The sequence below is a fragment of the Bacillus sp. WC2503 genome, from assembly GCF_052682895.1.
In genome coordinates this window covers 833,065-853,108 of sequence record NZ_JBQYMD010000001.1, presented here as the reverse complement: position 1 = coordinate 853,108, position 20,044 = coordinate 833,065, and the positions used below count along the sequence as shown (strand labels likewise).

The window sequence follows — 20,044 nt, the reverse complement described above, 5'->3', positions numbered from 1 at the left end:
ATCTCTATTGTTCTAAACCCTCCTTGTCTACCATAAATAATAGAAAGGAGGGATTCACCATGGACAACAATGAGAAAAAATGCAACGTCATCTCTATTGATGGAAAGAAGAAGAAAAGCGACACGTATTCCTATCCAAAATTAGTAGTTGAAAATAAAACATACGAATTTTCTTCATTCGTCTTATGCGGTGAAACACCAGATGGCAGACGACTCGTTCTTACTCATATGATTTCTACCGATGAATTTGCTGGATTTGTCAAATCTTTAGATACTGTACTGCAAAAGAAAATTGAACGAATCTTTTTCTCATAACGACTATATAACATAAATTTCTTTTTCAATCTCTACTAACTGCTTGTGCAATTGTTCTTTACTTTGTTCATATAGAAATACATCGATCGTTTCAGCCAATGCAAACAATATACTTTCATAATAGTTCATCACATCTTGTTGCATCACTTTTTGGAATAAGTTCCACTTCATATCCCATTCTTGCTTATAATGATGAACAAATAAATCTTTTTCATCGGCTACATAGTTTGATACAAGCGGTTCTAATACAGATTTAGCGTCTTCTTGCATAAAAGCTTTGTCATTCTTTTCAAAAAAGCTTTTCTCATTTTTAAAATGTGCCAGTGCTTTTTTGAAATCTTTTATTTCAACTGAAGGGAACGGTTCTTTATGTGTAATATCTTTATATTCATACCCCACTGTTCCATTCATAGAAATTGATTGATTTTCTACTTTACAGTTCACTACAATTTCGTCCTTTGCACGCTTCATCGCTTCGTCTATCCATTTTTCAAGACGTAATGATGTCGCACGCATTTCTTGTAATAAATCATGCTGAATAAATGCTACTAATTCCATAACACACTGTTGCAATTGTGTTTTCACATTTCCATCCGTTCGAAGTGACGCCGGATTAATAAATTCAGTAAACACATCGTTATAACGTAGGAATAGACGCTGTTGCACGTAATAAAGCAACTCTTTCACTTCATTTTGCATCGCCTGTTCTTCAGCAAGTACACTATATGATGAAATGATATGAAGTAGTTGATCACGCTCTGCTTCATATTTTTTCGTTTGCTTCTCTTTCTCTTCATTCCCCTGCTTTGCACCATTTATCATGTTTACTAAAAGCTGATCTGCCCCTTTCAACGCACCATATAGAGCATGCACAGAAACAAGCATTAAATCTCTCATCATAAAGGACGTAAATGATTCCTCAAACTTAGTAATTCCAGAGTTTTGTAAAATACCATACTTCTCTTTTTTAACATTCTTTCCTTGTTTCTCTTCAAGCGCACATAAACTTGAAATTGCAAATAAACGCGGATTTCTAATACCGTATTGCAGTAGCTGATCTGCGATATAACCTTTTACCATTTCAAGTTCTTCTTCAGACTCTGCTAAATCCGCCGCATTAATTAAGAAGAACATTTTATCAAGAGCAAAAGTATCCTTTACACGACCAAGCTGAATTAAAAATTCACGATCAGCACGAGAGAATACATGGTTATAATATGTTACAAATAAAATAGCATCTGCGTTTTTAATATACTGGAATGCAACATCAGTATGGCGAGCATTAATAGAATCCGCTCCAGGTGTGTCTACAAGCGCTACTCCCTGCCTTGTTAAAGCACAATCATAATAAAGCTCCATATACTCAACGAAGCATGATTTTTCTTCATTCGCTACATAATCAGAGAACTCTTCTAATGTGACTTGTACTTGTTCTCCTAAATAAGTAGAAACTGCATCATACCCTTTTTGTACCGCTCGTAAAAAGCTAAATGTTGTTTTTTGCTTCCCAGTCGGTGAAGGATATTTCATAACTTTATCAATTTGTGCTAACGCCTCATCTAACGTAGTAATCTCATAATGAAACAGCTTATAAACAGCTTTCATATCTTCTAATAGAGCTTGCTTTGATTTGAATTGAACCATTACTGTTCCGTGTGGTTTTTCCTCTGTAACCGGCAAAATTTGATTAATCGTTGCCGTCGTCGGATTTGGTGATACAGGAAGTACCTTCTCACCAAGTAAGGCATTGGCAAATGATGATTTCCCAGCACTAAAAGCTCCGAATAACGCTACTGTAAATTGTTTCGTTTCCACACGACGCCTTTTTTCTATCACCTCTTGCTGTACATGTTTCAGCGCTGGCAATGGCTCTAATATCATTTCAGCTTTCTTCACTTTCTCTAATATACGCTGAATATTTAAAGCTGCCGTTCCTTTTATCTCTTCTTCATGAGCCGCTACATTATCATTTACAATTTCCTGCTCTTGTAGTGTGAATTTCTCACTAACAATTTGTTTTTCACGTTGCAATATCTCCTCTATTTGCAATCCTTCTGGTGTAGCCACACGCTCGTGCCAAACATTTTGTAAATAACTTTCATATGTCTCTAAACTGTTACTGTATTGTAATTCCGTCTCTTTTGCCGTTTGCAACATCGTATATTTTTCAATCTCTTCTTCCATACGAGCAACTGCTTCCTTCACTTTTTGCTTTAAAACGACTGCACTTTTATCAAAAATTTGCTGTGCTTTTGTAAAATAACGTTTCTTCAGTTCATTCGCTACATCCGCTGTATAAAGAAGTAAGTAATCACCTGTGAAACCTGCACCTTGTTTAATGACTTCAGCTAACATTTCTGGTCCAAAAGCAATTTCTAAAGCATATATGTCTTTCCCAATTTCCTCCGTGAACAATCCTTCTTCTTTTAAGAAGGCTACAATAAATTCTTTCACATGAAAATCAAGTTGCGTTTCAACAGTCTTTTGAAGGGCAGAATAAAACGCCTCTACACGTCTTTGTTTTTCTTGCTCCGTCTTTCCTTTCGCAAATAGCAAACCAACTTTAAACTTTGTTAATTTCGTTTCTAAATATGCATTTGCCAATTCTCTCATTTCAAATGGCATTAAATACGCGTTATCTAATATAGCTTGTAAACCTTTTATAAATTCGTTTCTCACATGAGATTCTTTACTAGCCTCGCGATGTTTAGTTTCCGTTAGCTCTTCTTTCTTTTCAACTATTTCTGAAATCGAAAGCGGTGATGCTAACTCTTCCTCATATGTCAAAAGAGCTTTTTCATTTTCAGAAACAATAAACGAGAAATGTTCTCCCATTAAATATTCTGTTTCTCGCTCCATTCCCTCTCTTACATACTGCTCTTTTTCTTTCATAATAGAAGTAATTAATGTTTCTAAACTTCCAATTTCATTATGTTGATGGTTCATCATTCGTAATGACGTATAATAAACTCCATCTACTTCAATATCCCAGTTAGAAAACGATTGTTTCACACTATCTTTATAATCCTCAAATGATAATTCATTTTCTTTATGTTTATCTATTTGATTTACAACGAGATAAACCGTTTTATTACGTTGTTTCAATTCTTTAACAAATTGCAAATTCACTTCCGATTGGACGTGATTATAATCCATCATATAAAAAATTACGTCTGCTAGATGAAGTGTCGATTCTGTCGCTAGTTGATGGGCATCATCTGTCGAATCAATTCCTGGTGTATCAACTAACATAACTCCCTCAGGAATTGGCGCATCATTTCGATAAATATGAACACCAATTACCTCATCGCCATCTTTACAAATCTGTTTTAATTCTTCTGCTGAATATGCACCGTCATATTCGTACTGTTCTCCAGATTTGACCGTTACAACAACACGATCTAATCCCTTTTCAATTTTGACGACGTTAGCGCTTGTCGGAATCGGACTTGTTGGTAACAACTGCGCTTTATATAGATGATTCATCATCGTTGATTTCCCTGCCGAAAAGTGTCCGCAGAATGCTATCATAAGCTGCTCTTGTTTATATTTTTGAATCACTTCAAACAACTTTAAGCTATTCTCTGCATCGCCGTGTTTTTGCCACTCTTCATAAAAACAAACAAGTTTTTTCATACCGTTTGTCTGTACTATGTTTGTCATCCCCTTGTTCCCCTTTATCCAAGATGTATATACTTTTTCCCGCTATTTGCGAGCTCTTAATCAGTGAGAGATGCATCTCCCCATTGATTACAGTTTCACTTTACTATCATACTAAATTTTCAGCATATTCTCATTAAAAATAAAAAATCCCTTTCATTCTTTTTACAAATGAAAGGGATTTTATGTCATTTTATTCATTTTGCTGTTCCTACTCCATTTAAAACATATTTCGCAATAACTGCATATACAGCGACTGTACCTGCTACTAATGCATATACCATACTCGCGCACCAACCTTTTTTTGATAATGATTATCACTTTTGAATACATTTTATCATTAAAGAGAATCATTATCAACAAATTTCTAAAAAAGAAAGCTCCTTCGGGAAAAGGAGCTTTACTGCCTGTTTTAAAGAAGTTTAAAACTTGCTGTGCACTCTTATTATATCTCATAATACACATCTTAACAGTTTTAAAAATTGGAAATCCCCTCTATCCCCTCCCCCTTACATTTTGTATAATAAAAGGGAATTACTTATTAAGGAGGAAAATAATGACACAAAATCTCACGCAAGGCGAGAGGATACACTCAATTGATATCATTAGGGGAATAGCTGTACTAGGTATTTTTCTTGTTAACTGGCCTATTATTGCTGGAATTGACTCACGTGATCTTTCAGGAGTTTATGAGGGACTAGATAGTTATATCCGTCTAATTTACGATATGTTTATTCAAACAAAGTTTTATACTATCTTTTCGTTTTTATTCGGACTAGGCTTTTATATTTTTATGACTCGTGCTGAAGCGAAAACAGATCGACCAAAAACTTTATTTGTTCGTCGCTTACTTATTTTATTATTATTTGGTTTCTTACATTATGTGCTTTTATGGGACGGAGACATTTTACATACTTATGCAATCGCTGGATTTTTCTTATTTTTATTTTATAAGAGAGAACCTCGTACCATTTTAATATGGGCAATTGCTTTATTAAGTATTTTTCAATTTCTTATACTAATTGCTAGTATTAGTGTTGCCTTAATGTCAAAGGCTGAACTTGGATTCTCCTTACCAGTCATGCCACTTGAAGACTGGGTGTCACAAATACAAAATCGTTTCCATGCATTTTATGCTGATGGAATAGTATTAAATATTACAATGCTCCCAGAAACAGTTGGGCTATTTTTACTTGGTTTATACGCCGGTAAAAAGGATATTTTCCGCCGCACGAAAGAGTTAGATACAAAACTTAAAAAATGGCAAATTATTACGTTCATTTTAACATTACCAATGTGGTTCTTCATGGTTCGTTACTTCTTATCAAAACCATTTTATGAACCAATTTATATGCAGGCCTTTACAATGTTCAGTGGAAAAACATTATTCATCTTCTACATTTTCACGCTAATGCGTTTATTACAAAAAGAAAAATGGCAAACATTATTACGCCCATTCCAATACGTTGGACGAATGGCGTTAACAAATTACATCTCACATACAATTGTTACATTACTTGTATTCGGACTATTGTTCAAAAACGATTATCTTGCTCCATTATGGGTAGGACCTCTATTTTGCATCAGTTTTTATACGTTACAAATCTTTATTAGCCGCTGGTGGCTTTCACATTATCAATACGGGCCACTTGAGTACATTTGGCGGCTTGGTACGTATGGGAAAATGATGCCACTTAAAAAGAAAAGCAAGGTCTCATAATGAGACCTTGCTTTTCTATGCTTCTCTTACTGCATTTTGCATCGAAACTGGCTCTTCTTTTACTTTCCCTTTTCGCTGCGGCACCATATTAAATACAATATTTAAAAGTACTGCTGATGCACTTCCTAGCACAATTCCGTTATCTGTTAAAATACGAATATTTTCTGGAAGTTGTGAGAATAATGTAGGAACGACTGTAACCCCAAGCCCAATTCCGACAGAGCATGCAACAATTAATAAGTTTTCTTGCTTTCCAAAATCAACGCTACTTAACATTTTAATACCATATGCCATAACCATACCGAACATCGCTAACATCGCACCACCAAGTACTGATTTCGGAATGATTGTTGTAATAGCTGCGATTTTTGGAATGAACCCAAGAACGATTAACATACCACCACAAGTATAAATAATAACGCGATTTCTTACTCCTGTTAATTGAACAAGTCCTACGTTTTGAGAGTAAGTTGTATATGGAAATGCGTTAAAAATACCACCTAACACCATCGCTAACCCTTCTGCGCGATAGCCTTTTGTTAATTCTTTTTCACCGATCTTTTTATTACAAATATCAGATAACGCAAAGTATACACCTGTTGCTTCTACAATCCCTACACAAGCAACGAGAATCATCGTAATAATTGGCGTTAATTCAAATGTCGGTGTACCGAAGTAAAACGGCTGAATACCGTGGAACCAATCTGCTTCTCCAACAGCTTGCAAGCTTACTTTCCCCATAAACGCTGCAACGATTGTACCGAACAAAAGACCTAATAAAATAGAAATAGAACGGATAAATCCATCAAAGAAACGATACATAATGATGATAAATAATAATACGCCAAATGCTAACGCTAAGTTTTCAAGACTTCCGAAATCTTTGCTTCCTACTCCGCCAGCCATATCATTAATCGCTGCTGGAACAAGTGTAACTCCAATTACAGTAACAACGGACCCTGTTACGACAGGGGGAAATAATTTTACAAGCTTTCCAAATAATTTCGCAAAAATAACAACAAACAAACCGGCAGCAATAATTGCTCCATAAATAGAAGACACGCCGTATTGTTTCCCAATTGCAATCATCGGTCCAACCGCTGTAAATGTACAACCTAGTACAACTGGAAGTCCAATACCGAAAAAGCGATTTGATAATGCTTGTAAAATTGTTGCAACGCCGCACATTAATAAATCAATTGAGACTAAATATGTTAACTCTTTTTGATTTAAGCCAAGTCCGCCTCCCACAATAAGTGGAACGATAATTGCACCGGCATACATAGCAAGCATATGCTGCATACCTAGCGATGCGATTTTAAATGGATGTTGCTTCATCGCTTATTTCACCTCCGCAGTTTCTTGCTGTACAAATGTAACTGTGCCGTTATCAAGTGATGCAATTTCTGCTAGTGACTCAACACGAACGCCTTGTTCACGAAGCTTCTTTCCTCCATCTTGAAATGCTTTTTCAATAACAATTCCAATTCCCGCAATGCTTGCTCCAGCTTGCTCTACTAAACTCATTAAACCCAAAGCAGCCTGACCGTTTGCTAAAAAGTCATCAATGATCAATACACGATCATTTTCATCAATATGAGTGCGAGATAGTGAAATTTCATTTGTTTCTTGTTTTGTAAATGAATATACGTTTGCAACATACATATTATCTTGTAACGTTAACGATTTACGTTTTCTTGCAAAAATTACTTTTACACCAAGCTCTAATGCAGCCATAACCGCTGGTGCAATGCCAGAAGATTCAATCGTCACGATTTTTGTAATGTTCTCTTCCTTAAAACGTTTAGCAAATTCTTTTCCAATCTCTTGCATAAGTACCGGATCAATTTGGTGATTTAAAAATGCATCTACCTTTAATACGTCACCAGATAAAACCTTTCCTTCGTTCAGAATCTTTTCTTGTAATACTTTCATGTTTGTTCCTCCTCTTATGCAATAAAAAAACTCCAAAAGCCGCCACCACTCGTTACAAGTGAGAGACGTGCTTTTGGAGTTTCGCAAAAAAGAATGCTTAACAAGCAAATATATTCGTCCTCACTCATAGTCAAAGTATTTACGGTACTTCGGTAGAAACTTGCAGGCCATATCCCCGCGATTATATGAGTGTAGCTAACTATTTATTTTATAGAAGGATTATAACGCAATTTTTATACTTTGAAAAGTATTTATTAATAAAACACGTACAAATTTTATAAAAACACTATTTTCGTTCGATTTTTGCAAACTCTTACATTCTCTATTACAACTTCGTTAAAATGACTGGCCCATCTTTTGTAATCGCAATTGTATGCTCGTATTGAGCAGATAATTTCCCATCCATCGTTCTTGCAGTCCATCCATTTAAATCAACTTTAGAATAGCGCATACCTACATTTACAATCGGCTCAATTGTAATTACCATGCCTTCTTGCAGCTTAGGTCCTTGTCCCGGTTTACCAAAATGAAAAATTGCTGGTTCTTCATGAATCTCTTTACCAATCCCATGCCCCGTAAAATCTCTTGCAACAGAAAAACCTTCAGCATTTGCATAACTTTCAATTGCAAAACCAATATCCCCTACATGATTACCGATTATCGCCTGATCAATTCCTTTATATAAAGCACTCTCAGCCACTAGCAATAACCTTTTTGTTTCGTCAGAAACATCCCCTACTATATATGTCCATGCAGAATCTGATAGCGCACCATTTAAGTTTACTACCATATCAATTGTGACAACATCTCCCTCATTTAAAGGAACATCGGCCGGAAACCCATGACACATTTCATCGTTTACAGACGCACATATCGCATATGGATACCCGTTGTAACCTTTCTGCTCAGATGTTGCACCATGCTTTTCTAAATACGCTTCAACAAACGTCTCAATTTCTTGTGTTGTTATTCCTGGTTTTATCATTTTTCCTATTTCTCTATGACATGAAGCAAGTAATTTCCCAGATTCATGCATCAAATCTATTTCACTTTTCGTTTTAATTGTAATCATTCTACCTCTCCTTGCTAAGCTTGCTATTTGCTACTAAAGTTCAATCATACACACCCTCTAGCAAAAATTCCAATTACAAAAGCAAACATCATTTATTTCTATTTTTTAATATACATTTTTCGGATGTTTATTTAGTGTTTTTTATTGATATTCACTTATAAACAACGTATATTGTTACTATACTATTAAAAGGAGGGTTTTTAAAAATGATGCATGCAGGAAGACTACGTCAGCAAACTTTGAACACTAAGTAACTTAATATGTTCAAAGGCTCTGTTTTCATAAAGCAGAGTAAACGGGATTAGTCTGCACATTTTTAATAATCTTCAACGGAAAAGTACACTTTCTGCATGGAGAAAGGCAGATATATATCTGTCTTTTTGTCGCATGTTTTTTCATACAAAGAGAGACCTCTATTTCTTATATCCTCGTTTACTCTTAACCACAGACAGAAGCCCGTCTGTGGTTTTTTTATGATTACATCTTCTTATATCTCACTAATTTGATCCTATTGGTGTAGTTAGGGGGAAAATGGTAACAGAATACGTACTCAAGCATTAAGATTAAAATAAGCATTTGGAGGAAATAAAAATGAACACACTTAAAATTAAACAATTAGCAACTAAGGAAGGCCTAAATATCTTAGAAGATTCAATAAAAATCAATGAATCTGGTGTTGACTTTCAAGTAGCACACGCTAAAGATCAAAACGGAGATAAATGGATACTAAGAATTCCTCGTAGACCAGAATCTATGAGACATGTCCTACAAGAAAAAAAGGCATTGGAAATCATAAAAAACCATGCAGGATTCCAAGTTCCTGATTGGTCTATATTCACTGAAGACTTAATTGCCTATAAGCAACTAAGTGGCGTTCCTGCCGCCACTATTGATATAGAACAACAAGGATATATATGGAGCTTTAATGAAAAAAACGCACCATCTGAATACCATATTTCATTAGGAAAAGTTCTAGCGAATTTACACTCATTACCTCAACAAGAATTTAATAATATCGGTATTGAAATTCTTACTGCTAATGAATTAAGAGCTTCTATGGAACAAAGGATGAATCGAGTGAAGGAACAATACTATGTCAATCAAAAATTATGGGATCGTTGGCAAGCATGGCTAACTGAAGATTCTTTTTGGCCATCTCATGTAGGAGTAACGCATGGGGATATACATCCAGGTCATATCCTGATTGATAAGAAAAATAATGTAACTGGCTTAATCGATTGGACAGAAGTAGGGATAGCTGATGTTTCTATAGATTTCACATCACATTATCTGCTCTTTGGGAAAGATGGACTAACAAAGTTAATTAGCTCTTATGACAATGCTGGTGGTAAAACTTGGTCAAGAATGGATGAACATATTATCGAACTTCTAACAACAAGTAGTATCACTGTTGCTGAATATGCTCAAGTGTCAGGTTTGAAAGAGATGCATGAAGCAGCTGTACACATGCTAGCAACTGAAAGTTAATGTAGTTACAAAAAAAAAACTTTAAACTAAAAACCAGAAGAACTCTCTTCTGGTTTTTAGTCATTTTCACATATATAATTCATTTTCAAAAACTCAAAACAACTACCGTTCGTCTCCTGGATAAACGTTCCAACTGCTTCAAATCCTGCCCTTTTATATACTTTAATCGCTCTCTCATTAAATGTCGCTACTGATAGTGTTATATAGTTGCAGCCGTATTTTTCTTCACTAAAATCTAGTCCAGCCTTCACGAACTTTAACCCTAATCCATTGCCAGCTATATCAGGTCTCATTCCAAGTCCTATATCAACCGTTTGATTATTCATTTTAGAAAAACTCAAGTAACCAATGAGAGTACCATTTTCCTTCACAGCAAACGTATCGTCTCCTCTCATTTCAGTACTTAAAAACTCTGCTAAATCTTCTTGATCTGCCTCTATATCATAAAAGGAATATTTCCCTTCATAATGCCAGTTGTATGCAATTTCCTCTGCTTCCTTTTGGTTCATTACTGTAAATGTATAATCCATTCTCCCATCCCCTTTAAAAAAAGAGCTGCAATTAAGCAGCTCTTTTTTATAACTCGTAAATCTCTCTATACTTCGCTTCTAAATAATCAGCTAAGTAGTTTGCATTTAGCCCTTCACCTGTTACATCTTCTAAAATTTCAAGTGGCTTTTTCGTTTTGCCATATTGATGAATGTTTTCCGTTAACCATTCACGAATTGGCGTCACGTTACCTTCTTCTAATAATGCATCAAAGTTTGGAATATCTTTTAACATTCTTTGCTGAAATTGCGCTGCATACATGTAACCAAGCGCATAAGATGGGAAGTATCCAAATGAGCCACCAGCCCAGTGAACATCTTGTAATACACCTTGTGCATCATTTTCTGGACGAATTCCTAAATATGCTTCCATCTTATCATTCCAAGCCGCTGGTAAGTCCTTCACTTGTAGTGTACCATCAAATAATTCTTTCTCAAGCTCATAACGAACCATAACATGAAGCGGATATGTAAGCTCATCTGCTTCTATACGAATGAATGAAGGCTTCGATTCGTTAATCGCATCATAAAACTCATCGACTGATATATCGTTAAATTGACCGTCACTATACTCTTTTAATAAATCATAATTTTTCTTCCAGAATGATTTATTACGACCGATAAAGTTTTCAAAGAATAATGATTGCGATTCATGAATACCCATAGATGTTCCACTACATAGCGGTGTACCCTCAAACTTTTCTGCAATATTTTGTTCATATACAGCATGACCACATTCATGAATTGTTCCAAACACAGCCATACGGAAATCTTTCTCATCATAGCGTGTTGTAATACGAACATCCCCTCTATTTAATGTAATTTCGAAAGGATGTACCGTTTCATCAAGACGCCCTGCTTCAAAGTCATAATTCAATTGCTTTAATAACTCTAATGTAAAGTTCTTTTGTTTTTCTTTCGAAAAGTGTTCCGATAAAGCACTTGTTTTTAATCCCTTTTTAGACTCTGAGATTTCTTTTACAAGCGGCACGATACGCTCACGAAGTTGACCAAATACGTGATCTAACACTTCTACTGTAATACCAGGCTCATACATGTCTAATAATGTATTATATTTATATGTTTCGTAACCCCAATATGTAATAAATTTCTTTTTGAATTCAACAATTTTTTCTAAGTACGGACGGAACATTTCGAAATCAGATTTTTCCCGTGCTTCTTCCCACACACTTTCCGCTTTCGCTTCTAATTTCACATACGCTTCGTATTCAGCTTGTGGAATTTTCTTATTTCTATCATATTCTTTACGACACTCTTCAACCATTTTCTTCGTCGTTTCAGAAAGTTTATCTTCAGATATTAAAGCTTCAAGCTCAGTTAAGTAGTTCCCCATCTCATCTGAAGTCGACATAGCAAACACTTCTGACGAAAGCATCCCTATGACTTCTGAACGCTGATCCACACCTTTTTTTGGTGCACCCGTTCTTAAATCCCAAAACATTAAGCTTAATGCTTCTCCGTAATTTTCTATCTTCTTCACATATGTTAAAAATTGTTTTTCTACTTCATATGTAGCAACTGTCATCGTATAAAAGACCTCCTTTTTCTACCTCAAACTTATTTCGACACGAAAACATAAATTCCTTTTATAATAGAAAAAAAGCTTGGCAAGCACCAAGCTTTTCCTTATAATTCTTTACCTTCTACCGGAAGTACTTTTTTCACTGCTTCTATCACTTTTTCATCTTCCGTATCTGATAGGAAGATTGATATAGCACCTTTATCGTCGCTCGTACGAATTAAACGTCCAATCCCTTGACGAAGGCGTAAAATCATATATGGCACATCTACATCCCAGAATGGATTATTTACGTGCTTACGTTTCGCTTCAAACACAGGATCGTTTGGAGGGAATGGTAATGACCAAATTATTACATGTGATAATGATGAACCCGGAATATCTAAACCTTCCCATAAATGAACGGCACAAAGTACAGTCTCTTCTTCATTTTGGAAACGAGAAACGAGCTGACTAATTTCTTGATCCCCTTCATATAAGAACGGAACTGACATTTGCTCTTTACTTACATATTCTTTGAACGCTGCAAGTTCTTGCGTTGTACGGAATAATACAAGCGTACGTCCATTCGTTTTCTGTATATTTTCAAGTGTATATTGACACTTTCTTTCCCATTCATTTTCTTTCGTATGCGATAGTAAGTTTACTGCCATTTGCTCTTCATAATTAAACGGTGAGGCAACTGAGAATGATAAGTAATCTTTTACCCCTAAGCTATTTGCAGTAAATGCGAACGAATCGTTGTCCGATAATGTCGCAGAAGAGAAAATGTATGGAATTTTCTTCGAGAATACTTTTTCTTGTAACACTTCTTCAACTGCACGCGGCATAATAACTAACGTGAAGGCACCATCACCTTCTTCACCCCACGTAATTACATTTTTCTCATGCATGAAAAGACGAAGTGAATGTTCTAACACATCTAAATGTTCATCAACGATATTTAAATCGTATGTGTTTACTGTATGCATTTCACTCTCAAATACTAGTGCATCACCGACTTCACCGATTTTTGCATAAAGTCTTTTCGCTTCTGCGGTTACTTTTTCTGTCACAGTAATTTCTAAACGATCAGAACCTTCAATTTCCTTTTTATTCTCTTGTAACACATCAAAGAATCGCTCTGTTTGCCAAATTGTTTCTTCTACTAAATGTGCAAACTCTTCACGAATATCGTTCTGTAACAATCTCGTTAAAAGCTGCTCCATCATCGTTTGCTTTAAACGGTACGTTAAAGCTTTTTGAGCTGCATATTCTACAAGATGTCCTTCATCGAATACAACGCAGCTACTTTCAGGTAATAACGGAATTTGTCCTTCACGTTTACGAGCATCGTACGTCCAAATATGATCCATATAAAAATCTTGAGAACAAATGATTAAATCTGCCGCTTTACGATAATGTTCACGAGAAAGAGTTTGTCCACAACGATGACGTGAATCACAAGTGAAGCAATCTTGGAAGTAATCCCAGTTTACTTTTGACCATTCCTCATCATTTAAAAGTGGAAATTCTTTTCTGTCACCATAGTGAGTAAAGTTTTGCATCGTACCATGATCAAATACAAACTGTGGTAATTCATAATATACGTCTTCAATTACTTCTGGAGCTCGTCCACTCATAACATCTTCAAGTTTACGTAAACATAAATAGTTATCCATCGATTTCGCAAGTCTTACGTCAACAGATAGTCCTAATGCTTCTGATAACTTAGCAATGTCCCCTTCTTCTTTCACAAGCTGCTCAATTAATGTTTCATCTGCACAAGCGATAATAGCAGGTTTTCCTGTATAACGCGCATAACAAATTGCATATAAAAGGTATACAATCGTTTTCCCTGTTCCTACACCCGCTTCTGCGAACATAACTTTTTTCTCTTGGAAAGCACGCTCTAATTGAAACGCCATAAAGATTTGTTCATCACGCTCTTCAAAGCCTTTTTCCGGAAGGATGTCGTAAAATACATCTCCAATCCACTCATTCAACTTATCATAAAAATTATCTTGTTTTCCTACTTCAAATGGTAATCTCTTCTCAGTAAACATCCTTAGCCTCCAACCAAAAAGTTTTTCTATAAAACGATATAGTAACTGCTACTCATATGTGTGCAGCCACTTTCCCCTGTTGCAATACTTAGAAATACACGAAAAAAAATTTTCCTTTCGAAAAAGGAAAATTTTCTTCTATATTAATGACTTTAAATACCGTTTATCAATCGCTGTTTCATGTGAAAGAGCTGATAAATATTCTTCTTGCGCTTTTTGTATTTCATCTACAATTACGCCTTGACTATCCACTTCTTTTCCGAGCTCATCATACGTACGGTGAATAGCTTTTTGAATCATCGATAATTGAAAACTATCCATATCACTGCCTCCTTTACGCATTACATAATAGCCAGTATATGCGTGCTAGAGGAGTTTTATACTATGAATTACGCGGTGGACGTTTTCCGAAGTATTGGTAGTAATCTGTACGGATAAATCCGTTAAATAGTTTACGTTTCTTCGATGCATCTTTTCCATAACACTTCTCAAATGCTTCGTAACTTGTTAATACATACGCTGACCACGTATCTAATGGGCGAAATACTTGTCCCATTTCTTTATACAGTTGTTCAACGAGTGCTTTTTCACTTAAACGTTCTCCGTATGGAGGATTCGTTACGACGTAGCCATAATCCTCTTTTGTTGTGAAATCTTTTACTTGCATTTGCTTAAATGTGATTAAATCACCTAAACCTACTTCTTCTGCGTTTTCTTGTGCAACTCGAATCATACGATGGTCAATATCAGATCCAATGATTTGTAATGGTTGATTATAATTTGCTAAATCTTCAGCTTCTTGACGAGCTTCGCGCCAATTTTGTTTACCAACCCAGCCCCATTCATCCGATGCAAAGCCTCGGTTAAATCCTGGTGCGATATTTTGTCCAATTAATGCAGCTTCAATCGGAATTGTTCCAGATCCACAGAAAGGATCCACGAAAGGACGATCTGGCTTCCAGTTCGTTAACTTAATTAGAGACGCAGCTAATGTTTCTTTTAAAGGAGCTTCCCCTTGATCCATGCGGTACCCACGTTTATGAAGTCCAACACCACTCGCATCGATTGTTAATGTTGCAATGTCTTTCAACATTGCAATCTCAATACGGAATAACGGACCATCTTCTTCAAACCAAGTTGTACGTTTATATGTTGTTTTTAATTTTTCAACGACAGCTTTTTTAACGATACGTTGGCAATCCGAAACACTGAATAACTCAGATTTTAGAGATTTACCGATAACAGGGAATTCTCCGTTCTCTGGAATATAATCTCCCCAGTTTAATGCTTTCGTTTTTTCAAATAGCTCATCAAATGTTGTTGCTTTAAATTCACCAACTTTAATTTTCACACGGTCCGCAGTACGTAACCATAAATTCGTGCGACAAATCGCCTTTTCATCTGCTTCAAATGTTACTTTGCTGTTTTCTACTTGACATTCATAACCAAGATCGCGAACTTCTCGGGCAACTAACGCTTCAATACCCATTGCCGCTGTTGCAATTAAAGTAACTTTTCCCATTTGCATTCACCTCTTATGTATATTCAAACAATAATTAATAGCAATTTGTCCTATTAATCATTACATTTTACGAAAATTTTTCTCATTAACCATTGTAACTCATAATTTATAACTTCATACAAATAAAAAGCCCTCCTCTAACAAAGGAGAGCTGAGTTATTTCATAGTTGGTTCATAACGTTCTGTAAGCCATGTTCTGTTCCTTTGTACTGCAAACGGCCCACGCCTCGTACTCCGGTAGCAATCATCTATCTACAGGTTATGAAAACCTGTCCTTTTCCGTCGTTCATTTCCTTGGAAAAGATTCCCCTACCATTATTTGGGTTTCTCGCTCGTGGGGTTTACCTCGTTCCACTCCTATCATTTCTTCAAGGACTTCGTCACTGTGGCACTTTAAAGGTAGTCAAACCATATCCGAAAGGACTTAGGTTTTTTCCCTGCCGTTAAACCAGCCTTACAGCCAGAATACCCTAGCTTATGAATTGGCTAGGCACGAACACTACAGCCATCTCAGACCGTGCGAGCATGGACTTTCCTCTACAACGTTGGCGTTGCAGCGATTGCCCAAACGTTATGACATCCATTAGTATAGTGGAAACAAAAAGATTTTGCAATGTTTTTTTCTATGTACAATGCCTCAACCTTGTTTCCACCTTATTTTATTCGTATAACTTACTTCCAAATACAGCTTTTTCTAAGTTGGATAAACGTTTTAAAATATCCGTATTCGTGTTGTTATATACCGGTTGTGCAACTGGTGTTTGTACAGGTTGTTGTGGAGCTTGTGTTGCAGCTAGTTTTTGTTCTTCTAATTCTCGTTTTAAACGAACATTTTGTTGCTTCAATTGATCAAATTCTTTGTGGAAAGCTTCATAGTCTTTAATAATCATATCAAGAAACTTGTCTACTTCTTCTTGTTGATAACCTCTCATACCTGTTTTAAATTCTTTTTCCAAAATATCTTTCGCCGTTAATTTAATTTTATCCGAAATCATTTTCTTCACCTCAAATTTTTGCCAAAACTTTCATTAACTAAATTTTTTCAGAAACAATGCCTTTTGTCAATCATATATACGAGTACAATATTACATATTACTCTGCATTATTCCACTGTTCCTCTTCTATTATATCTTGTAAATCAGAAAAAAGAATGAAATAACTGTGATAATTTTCTATTTCTCCTTTTTTCTTAGCTACTTCTACAATATATTTAGGACTCCCAGGCTTTTCTTCATCATATACAGCTAAAAGAGCATCACTTTTTTCAATAAAAAATTGATTCTTTAATTTAAATTGCTCTGGGCTTTCGTACTTCCGTTTCGTAATACTATCAATGTGATCTGCTTGTGAAAGAATAAATTCGTAATATTCACGGTTATCTTCTTTCCAATTTTCTTCTTGTTCTAAAAAAGGAGTAAATACCGCTAATTTTAAATCTGGATATTCTACTTGAATTTCAAAAACAACTTCAGCAGCCCACAATTCTACACCTAGCTGGCCGCTTATAATAACCCACTCCAAACCATCTTCTACAAAAGCAGTTAATTTACGATGCAGCGCTTTTTTTATGCAGTCTACTCCTGGATGATCCTTTTTAAATATTCCAAGTTCAAATGGCTTATATCCTGTTACAGCAACAACTTTCATATCAACACTCCAATTACAAAAAAAGAACTAGCATTTTGCTAGTTCTAACATATCATTTACTTTTTAAATATTCCACCAACGTTTGGTCCAACATTTGGTCCTACATTCGGTCCTGGTCCAAATGGGGATACATTCGGTCCTGGTCCAAATGGAGATACATTCGGCCCTGGTCCAAATGGAGATATTTGATGACCGTGGTGATGGTGACCATGACCACATGGTCCACATCCACCGCCAAATCCTGGATCGATTGGATCTACAACATTTACATTTGAGTTTGTTTGCGGGAAGAAGTTTTGGTTTTTAATTTGTTGATGGTGTACATGTGTCGTATGCGTTGGGAAAATGTGTGGCACCACCGTTGTTGAAAAAGAATGTGTTACACACTGTTTCGTCGGATGAATGACAGGAGCAGTCGTACAAATAGGTCCTACAGGCTTATGCCCTCCAAAACAAGGATGACAATGATGCATAGTTTTTTCTCTCCTCTCTCGTTAAGAAAATCTGATTACACTTTACAATATGAGAAAAGAGGTGAAGCCGTTTGTTATATATACCCATTTGTTTCATGGAAATTTGTCTAGTGCTACACTTCATTCATGCTATTTCATTATGGACAACAATCCATCATCACTTACCAAAGAACCCTCCAACCTGCTTAACAATCCCCGTCACTTGATTCATCGCATTCATCATTTGTCCAGCTGTATTCATCATTTTATTCACATCATAGTTACCATCTGAATTTTTAAATTGGGAAACAAAGCTCGAAAACTGACTTGGTTGCTGTTGTTGCTTTTGTTTATTCATCGTCGGATACGGTTGTTTTGGCGGATAAAACATCGCTTGTTGATTTCCATAGGGAGATGGTGATGGTGGCATATAATATTGTGAGTTCATATAAGTTTGCTGCTGATTCATATAAGATTGTTGCTCTTGTTGCGATTGATTCATATAGGGTTGCTGTTGTTGCTGTTGATTCATAAACGATACTTCAAATGGCTGGTAATAATTTTGATTTCCATAATGAGGCTCGAAAGGATACATATTATACCGTAAATATGTATCCGTATTATATTGGTACATATTTTGCTGTGCATATGGATTTGGTTGCTGATATACGTTAGATTGTTGAAACATGCATTCTCTCCTCCTTCACATAAGTTTCTACATATATAATATGTACTTGTAAAATAATTTGTGTGACGGAGTATCTGTCTATTTTTGTCGGAAGTTTAAATTTTTAAAAAATTAAAAAAGAAAACCCTTCCATGCTATGATAATTAAGAAGAAGATTCTCATGGGGGAGGAATCAACATGGTATTAGGGGATTTAAAACAAGCGTTTTCTCAAAAGAAGGGGTATTACACAGAGAATGTAAATGAATTATTAGACTTTGCGAGACATTGTTATCTCGAAGGAAAAATATGTATATCGGATTACCGAACATTAATAAAAGAATTAGAAATAAACGGTGCAACAAAACCTACAACAATGACAGAAGCTTAAAAAAAACAAGAGGGTTTCCCCTCTTGTTATTTACATTGCTCAACTATATTTTGCAAAGTATACGAAATGGCTTGATGTGTTTCAAAAAAACGTTTACCTTTTCCTTTATTTACAAAACATTGTAACACATTCGTTTGTAAATTATCGTACACTTGATCAATTTGCTGTACATGTATATACTTCGGTTTTTCTTCCTTAATCCACGTATAAGCTAATTCTTTCCACACCTTTAATTCCTCATCTACTATGTCTACAAACGGCTTCATATCCTTATAAAAGTCATATTCAATTATTTCTCTTTTTTTTACATTCGCTTCATTATTATACTGCATGAGTTTTTCTGAAGACTGTATTAATGCTTCATACTCCATTTCATTCCCACCTTATTATGCACTCACTACGATGTTTTGAAACGTCTTCACCCAATTCCCTTTTTCTTCGTGATGCACTAATTTATTTTCCATATGCTCAATATGCATTTCTGTTATTTCTATCTTATTACATATTTTTTCGCTCTTATCCTTCAATGCATGATTTATTCTAATTCCTATATTCATTTCCAGCAAATCGAGAGAACTTAACATTTGATCCATTTTTTTCATTACATCTACTTTCTGAACCATCGCCATATACAAAACGCCCCCTTCTTTGCTTTTCCTTTGTCATGTAATTTCGCCGGATAATTCTTCACTCCTGCACACATGACAAAACTAGTTGTTATTCGTCAAAGAAATCATTTTGAATGTCATTTATAGAAATGGTAACAATACAAAAAGGAGGTGTATGAAGATGGCAAAGAACAAAAACGAAAAAAAGAAAAAACAAAACAAACAACAAAATAAACCCGAGACTGGTAATCCAAAGCTTGATGGCCCAAACTTCCCTGCTACATAAAGTGAAAGTTTAATTAATGGGGCTTTTCCAAACTACTAATTTCTAAATCCCCCTTAATCTTCTACTTTCATTCAGTTTTGAGATTAAAATCTTAACACACTTAGCAGGATTTCTTCACATTAAGAAGTCCCATCTTCATTTATAAAGATG

General features: G+C 35.5%; 19 protein-coding genes, 1 other RNA gene and 1 riboswitch. Of the genes, 4 read left to right on the top strand and 16 right to left on the bottom strand.

The window, feature by feature from the left end:
- Positions 1 to 59: 59 nt before the first annotated feature.
- Positions 60 to 314, top strand: a complete 255-nt coding sequence (locus ACUN26_RS04605; protein WP_000369740.1) for a DUF3931 domain-containing protein — start codon at positions 60 to 62, stop codon at positions 312 to 314.
- 3 nt (positions 315 to 317) lie between these two features.
- On the opposite strand, the gene ACUN26_RS04600 is transcribed toward ACUN26_RS04605, so the two are convergent.
- Positions 318 to 3,977, bottom strand: coding sequence for a dynamin family protein (locus ACUN26_RS04600; RefSeq protein ID WP_000182118.1), 3,660 nt, complete (start codon positions 3,975 to 3,977; stop codon positions 318 to 320).
- A gap of 553 nt (positions 3,978 to 4,530) precedes the next feature.
- Between ACUN26_RS04600 and ACUN26_RS04595 the strand changes: the two genes are divergently transcribed.
- Positions 4,531 to 5,694 (top strand): DUF418 domain-containing protein, encoded by a 1,164-nt coding sequence (locus ACUN26_RS04595; RefSeq protein WP_000193176.1) that lies wholly within the window; start codon positions 4,531 to 4,533, stop codon positions 5,692 to 5,694.
- Positions 5,695 to 5,709: 15 nt separating this feature from the next.
- On the opposite strand, the gene pbuX is transcribed toward ACUN26_RS04595, so the two are convergent.
- From pbuX to ACUN26_RS04580, 3 genes are all read right to left on the bottom strand, one after another.
- Positions 5,710 to 7,032 carry a xanthine permease PbuX gene (gene pbuX, locus ACUN26_RS04590; protein WP_000809217.1) on the bottom strand — a complete coding sequence of 441 codons (1,323 nt, stop codon included), beginning with the start codon at positions 7,030 to 7,032 and terminating at the stop codon, positions 5,710 to 5,712.
- 3 nt (positions 7,033 to 7,035) lie between these two features.
- Positions 7,036 to 7,629: a xanthine phosphoribosyltransferase gene (locus ACUN26_RS04585; protein ID WP_000866492.1), complete on the bottom strand. Its 594-nt coding sequence runs from the start codon at positions 7,627 to 7,629 to the stop codon at positions 7,036 to 7,038.
- Positions 7,630 to 7,736: 107 nt separating this feature from the next.
- Positions 7,737 to 7,838, bottom strand: a riboswitch (purine riboswitch).
- Between the two features lie 116 nt (positions 7,839 to 7,954).
- Complete coding sequence (locus tag ACUN26_RS04580) at positions 7,955 to 8,701, bottom strand: type I methionyl aminopeptidase (protein WP_000628448.1); 747 nt, start codon at positions 8,699 to 8,701, stop codon at positions 7,955 to 7,957.
- Between the two features lie 591 nt (positions 8,702 to 9,292).
- Here ACUN26_RS04580 and mphL point away from each other — a divergent pair.
- Complete coding sequence (gene mphL, locus ACUN26_RS04575) at positions 9,293 to 10,189, top strand: macrolide 2'-phosphotransferase MphL (protein ID WP_001094125.1); 897 nt, start codon at positions 9,293 to 9,295, stop codon at positions 10,187 to 10,189.
- A gap of 56 nt (positions 10,190 to 10,245) precedes the next feature.
- On the opposite strand, the gene ACUN26_RS04570 is transcribed toward mphL, so the two are convergent.
- The 10 genes from ACUN26_RS04570 to ACUN26_RS04525 form a co-directional block, all read right to left on the bottom strand.
- Complete coding sequence (locus ACUN26_RS04570; protein ID WP_000386698.1) at positions 10,246 to 10,719, bottom strand: GNAT family N-acetyltransferase; 474 nt, start codon at positions 10,717 to 10,719, stop codon at positions 10,246 to 10,248.
- Between the two features lie 46 nt (positions 10,720 to 10,765).
- Positions 10,766 to 12,283 (bottom strand): carboxypeptidase, encoded by a 1,518-nt coding sequence (gene ypwA / locus ACUN26_RS04565; RefSeq protein WP_000215061.1) that lies wholly within the window; start codon positions 12,281 to 12,283, stop codon positions 10,766 to 10,768.
- A 101-nt stretch (positions 12,284 to 12,384) separates the two neighbouring features.
- Positions 12,385 to 14,322 (bottom strand): ATP-dependent DNA helicase, encoded by a 1,938-nt coding sequence (locus ACUN26_RS04560; RefSeq protein WP_000493722.1) that lies wholly within the window; start codon positions 14,320 to 14,322, stop codon positions 12,385 to 12,387.
- 138 nt (positions 14,323 to 14,460) lie between these two features.
- Entirely contained in the window at positions 14,461 to 14,643 is a 183-nt protein-coding gene (locus tag ACUN26_RS04555; RefSeq protein ID WP_000376898.1) for a DUF3921 domain-containing protein, read from the bottom strand.
- 61 nt (positions 14,644 to 14,704) lie between these two features.
- Positions 14,705 to 15,844, bottom strand: a complete 1,140-nt coding sequence (locus tag ACUN26_RS04550; protein ID WP_000521231.1) for a THUMP domain-containing class I SAM-dependent RNA methyltransferase — start codon at positions 15,842 to 15,844, stop codon at positions 14,705 to 14,707.
- A gap of 180 nt (positions 15,845 to 16,024) precedes the next feature.
- Positions 16,025 to 16,416: RNase P RNA component class B (gene rnpB, locus ACUN26_RS04545), an RNA gene on the bottom strand.
- Positions 16,417 to 16,503: 87 nt separating this feature from the next.
- Entirely contained in the window at positions 16,504 to 16,839 is a 336-nt protein-coding gene (gpsB, locus tag ACUN26_RS04540; protein ID WP_000622427.1) for a cell division regulator GpsB, read from the bottom strand.
- A 97-nt stretch (positions 16,840 to 16,936) separates the two neighbouring features.
- Complete coding sequence (locus ACUN26_RS04535) at positions 16,937 to 17,491, bottom strand: DUF1273 domain-containing protein (RefSeq protein ID WP_000869384.1); 555 nt, start codon at positions 17,489 to 17,491, stop codon at positions 16,937 to 16,939.
- Positions 17,492 to 17,547: 56 nt separating this feature from the next.
- Positions 17,548 to 17,964, bottom strand: coding sequence for a spore coat protein (locus tag ACUN26_RS04530; RefSeq protein WP_000546285.1), 417 nt, complete (start codon positions 17,962 to 17,964; stop codon positions 17,548 to 17,550).
- Between the two features lie 157 nt (positions 17,965 to 18,121).
- Positions 18,122 to 18,631: a YppG family protein gene (locus tag ACUN26_RS04525; protein ID WP_000487697.1), complete on the bottom strand. Its 510-nt coding sequence runs from the start codon at positions 18,629 to 18,631 to the stop codon at positions 18,122 to 18,124.
- Positions 18,632 to 18,808: 177 nt separating this feature from the next.
- On the opposite strand from ACUN26_RS04525, the gene ACUN26_RS04520 reads away from it, so the two are divergent.
- Positions 18,809 to 19,000, top strand: coding sequence for a YppF family protein (locus tag ACUN26_RS04520; protein WP_000242658.1), 192 nt, complete (start codon positions 18,809 to 18,811; stop codon positions 18,998 to 19,000).
- A 26-nt stretch (positions 19,001 to 19,026) separates the two neighbouring features.
- Here ACUN26_RS04520 and ACUN26_RS04515 read toward each other — a convergent pair whose 3' ends face one another.
- Entirely contained in the window at positions 19,027 to 19,371 is a 345-nt protein-coding gene (locus ACUN26_RS04515) for a YppE family protein (protein WP_000455491.1), read from the bottom strand.
- 15 nt (positions 19,372 to 19,386) lie between these two features.
- On the bottom strand, positions 19,387 to 19,629 hold the full coding sequence (locus ACUN26_RS04510; protein WP_001252045.1) for a hypothetical protein: 243 nt from the start codon (positions 19,627 to 19,629) through the stop codon (positions 19,387 to 19,389).
- Between the last annotated feature and the right edge of the window lie 415 nt (positions 19,630 to 20,044).

Bases quoted from the DNA above. Each gene is read 5' to 3' on its own strand.
- ACUN26_RS04605 (WP_000369740.1), top strand. From the start codon at position 60: ATGGACAACAATGAGAAAAAATGCAACGTCATCTCTATTGATGGAAAG.
- ACUN26_RS04600 (WP_000182118.1), bottom strand. From the start codon at position 3,977: ATGACAAACATAGTACAGACAAACGGTATGAAAAAACTTGTTTGTTTT.
- ACUN26_RS04595 (WP_000193176.1), top strand. From the start codon at position 4,531: ATGACACAAAATCTCACGCAAGGCGAGAGGATACACTCAATTGATATC.
- pbuX (WP_000809217.1), bottom strand. From the start codon at position 7,032: ATGAAGCAACATCCATTTAAAATCGCATCGCTAGGTATGCAGCATATG.
- ACUN26_RS04585 (WP_000866492.1), bottom strand. From the start codon at position 7,629: ATGAAAGTATTACAAGAAAAGATTCTGAACGAAGGAAAGGTTTTATCT.
- ACUN26_RS04580 (WP_000628448.1), bottom strand. From the start codon at position 8,701: ATGATTACAATTAAAACGAAAAGTGAAATAGATTTGATGCATGAATCT.
- mphL (WP_001094125.1), top strand. From the start codon at position 9,293: ATGAACACACTTAAAATTAAACAATTAGCAACTAAGGAAGGCCTAAAT.
- ACUN26_RS04570 (WP_000386698.1), bottom strand. From the start codon at position 10,719: ATGGATTATACATTTACAGTAATGAACCAAAAGGAAGCAGAGGAAATT.
- ypwA (WP_000215061.1), bottom strand. From the start codon at position 12,283: ATGACAGTTGCTACATATGAAGTAGAAAAACAATTTTTAACATATGTG.
- ACUN26_RS04560 (WP_000493722.1), bottom strand. From the start codon at position 14,322: ATGTTTACTGAGAAGAGATTACCATTTGAAGTAGGAAAACAAGATAAT.
- ACUN26_RS04555 (WP_000376898.1), bottom strand. From the start codon at position 14,643: ATGGATAGTTTTCAATTATCGATGATTCAAAAAGCTATTCACCGTACG.
- ACUN26_RS04550 (WP_000521231.1), bottom strand. From the start codon at position 15,844: ATGGGAAAAGTTACTTTAATTGCAACAGCGGCAATGGGTATTGAAGCG.
- gpsB (WP_000622427.1), bottom strand. From the start codon at position 16,839: ATGATTTCGGATAAAATTAAATTAACGGCGAAAGATATTTTGGAAAAA.
- ACUN26_RS04535 (WP_000869384.1), bottom strand. From the start codon at position 17,491: ATGAAAGTTGTTGCTGTAACAGGATATAAGCCATTTGAACTTGGAATA.
- ACUN26_RS04530 (WP_000546285.1), bottom strand. From the start codon at position 17,964: ATGCATCATTGTCATCCTTGTTTTGGAGGGCATAAGCCTGTAGGACCT.
- ACUN26_RS04525 (WP_000487697.1), bottom strand. From the start codon at position 18,631: ATGTTTCAACAATCTAACGTATATCAGCAACCAAATCCATATGCACAG.
- ACUN26_RS04520 (WP_000242658.1), top strand. From the start codon at position 18,809: ATGGTATTAGGGGATTTAAAACAAGCGTTTTCTCAAAAGAAGGGGTAT.
- ACUN26_RS04515 (WP_000455491.1), bottom strand. From the start codon at position 19,371: ATGGAGTATGAAGCATTAATACAGTCTTCAGAAAAACTCATGCAGTAT.
- ACUN26_RS04510 (WP_001252045.1), bottom strand. From the start codon at position 19,629: ATGGCGATGGTTCAGAAAGTAGATGTAATGAAAAAAATGGATCAAATG.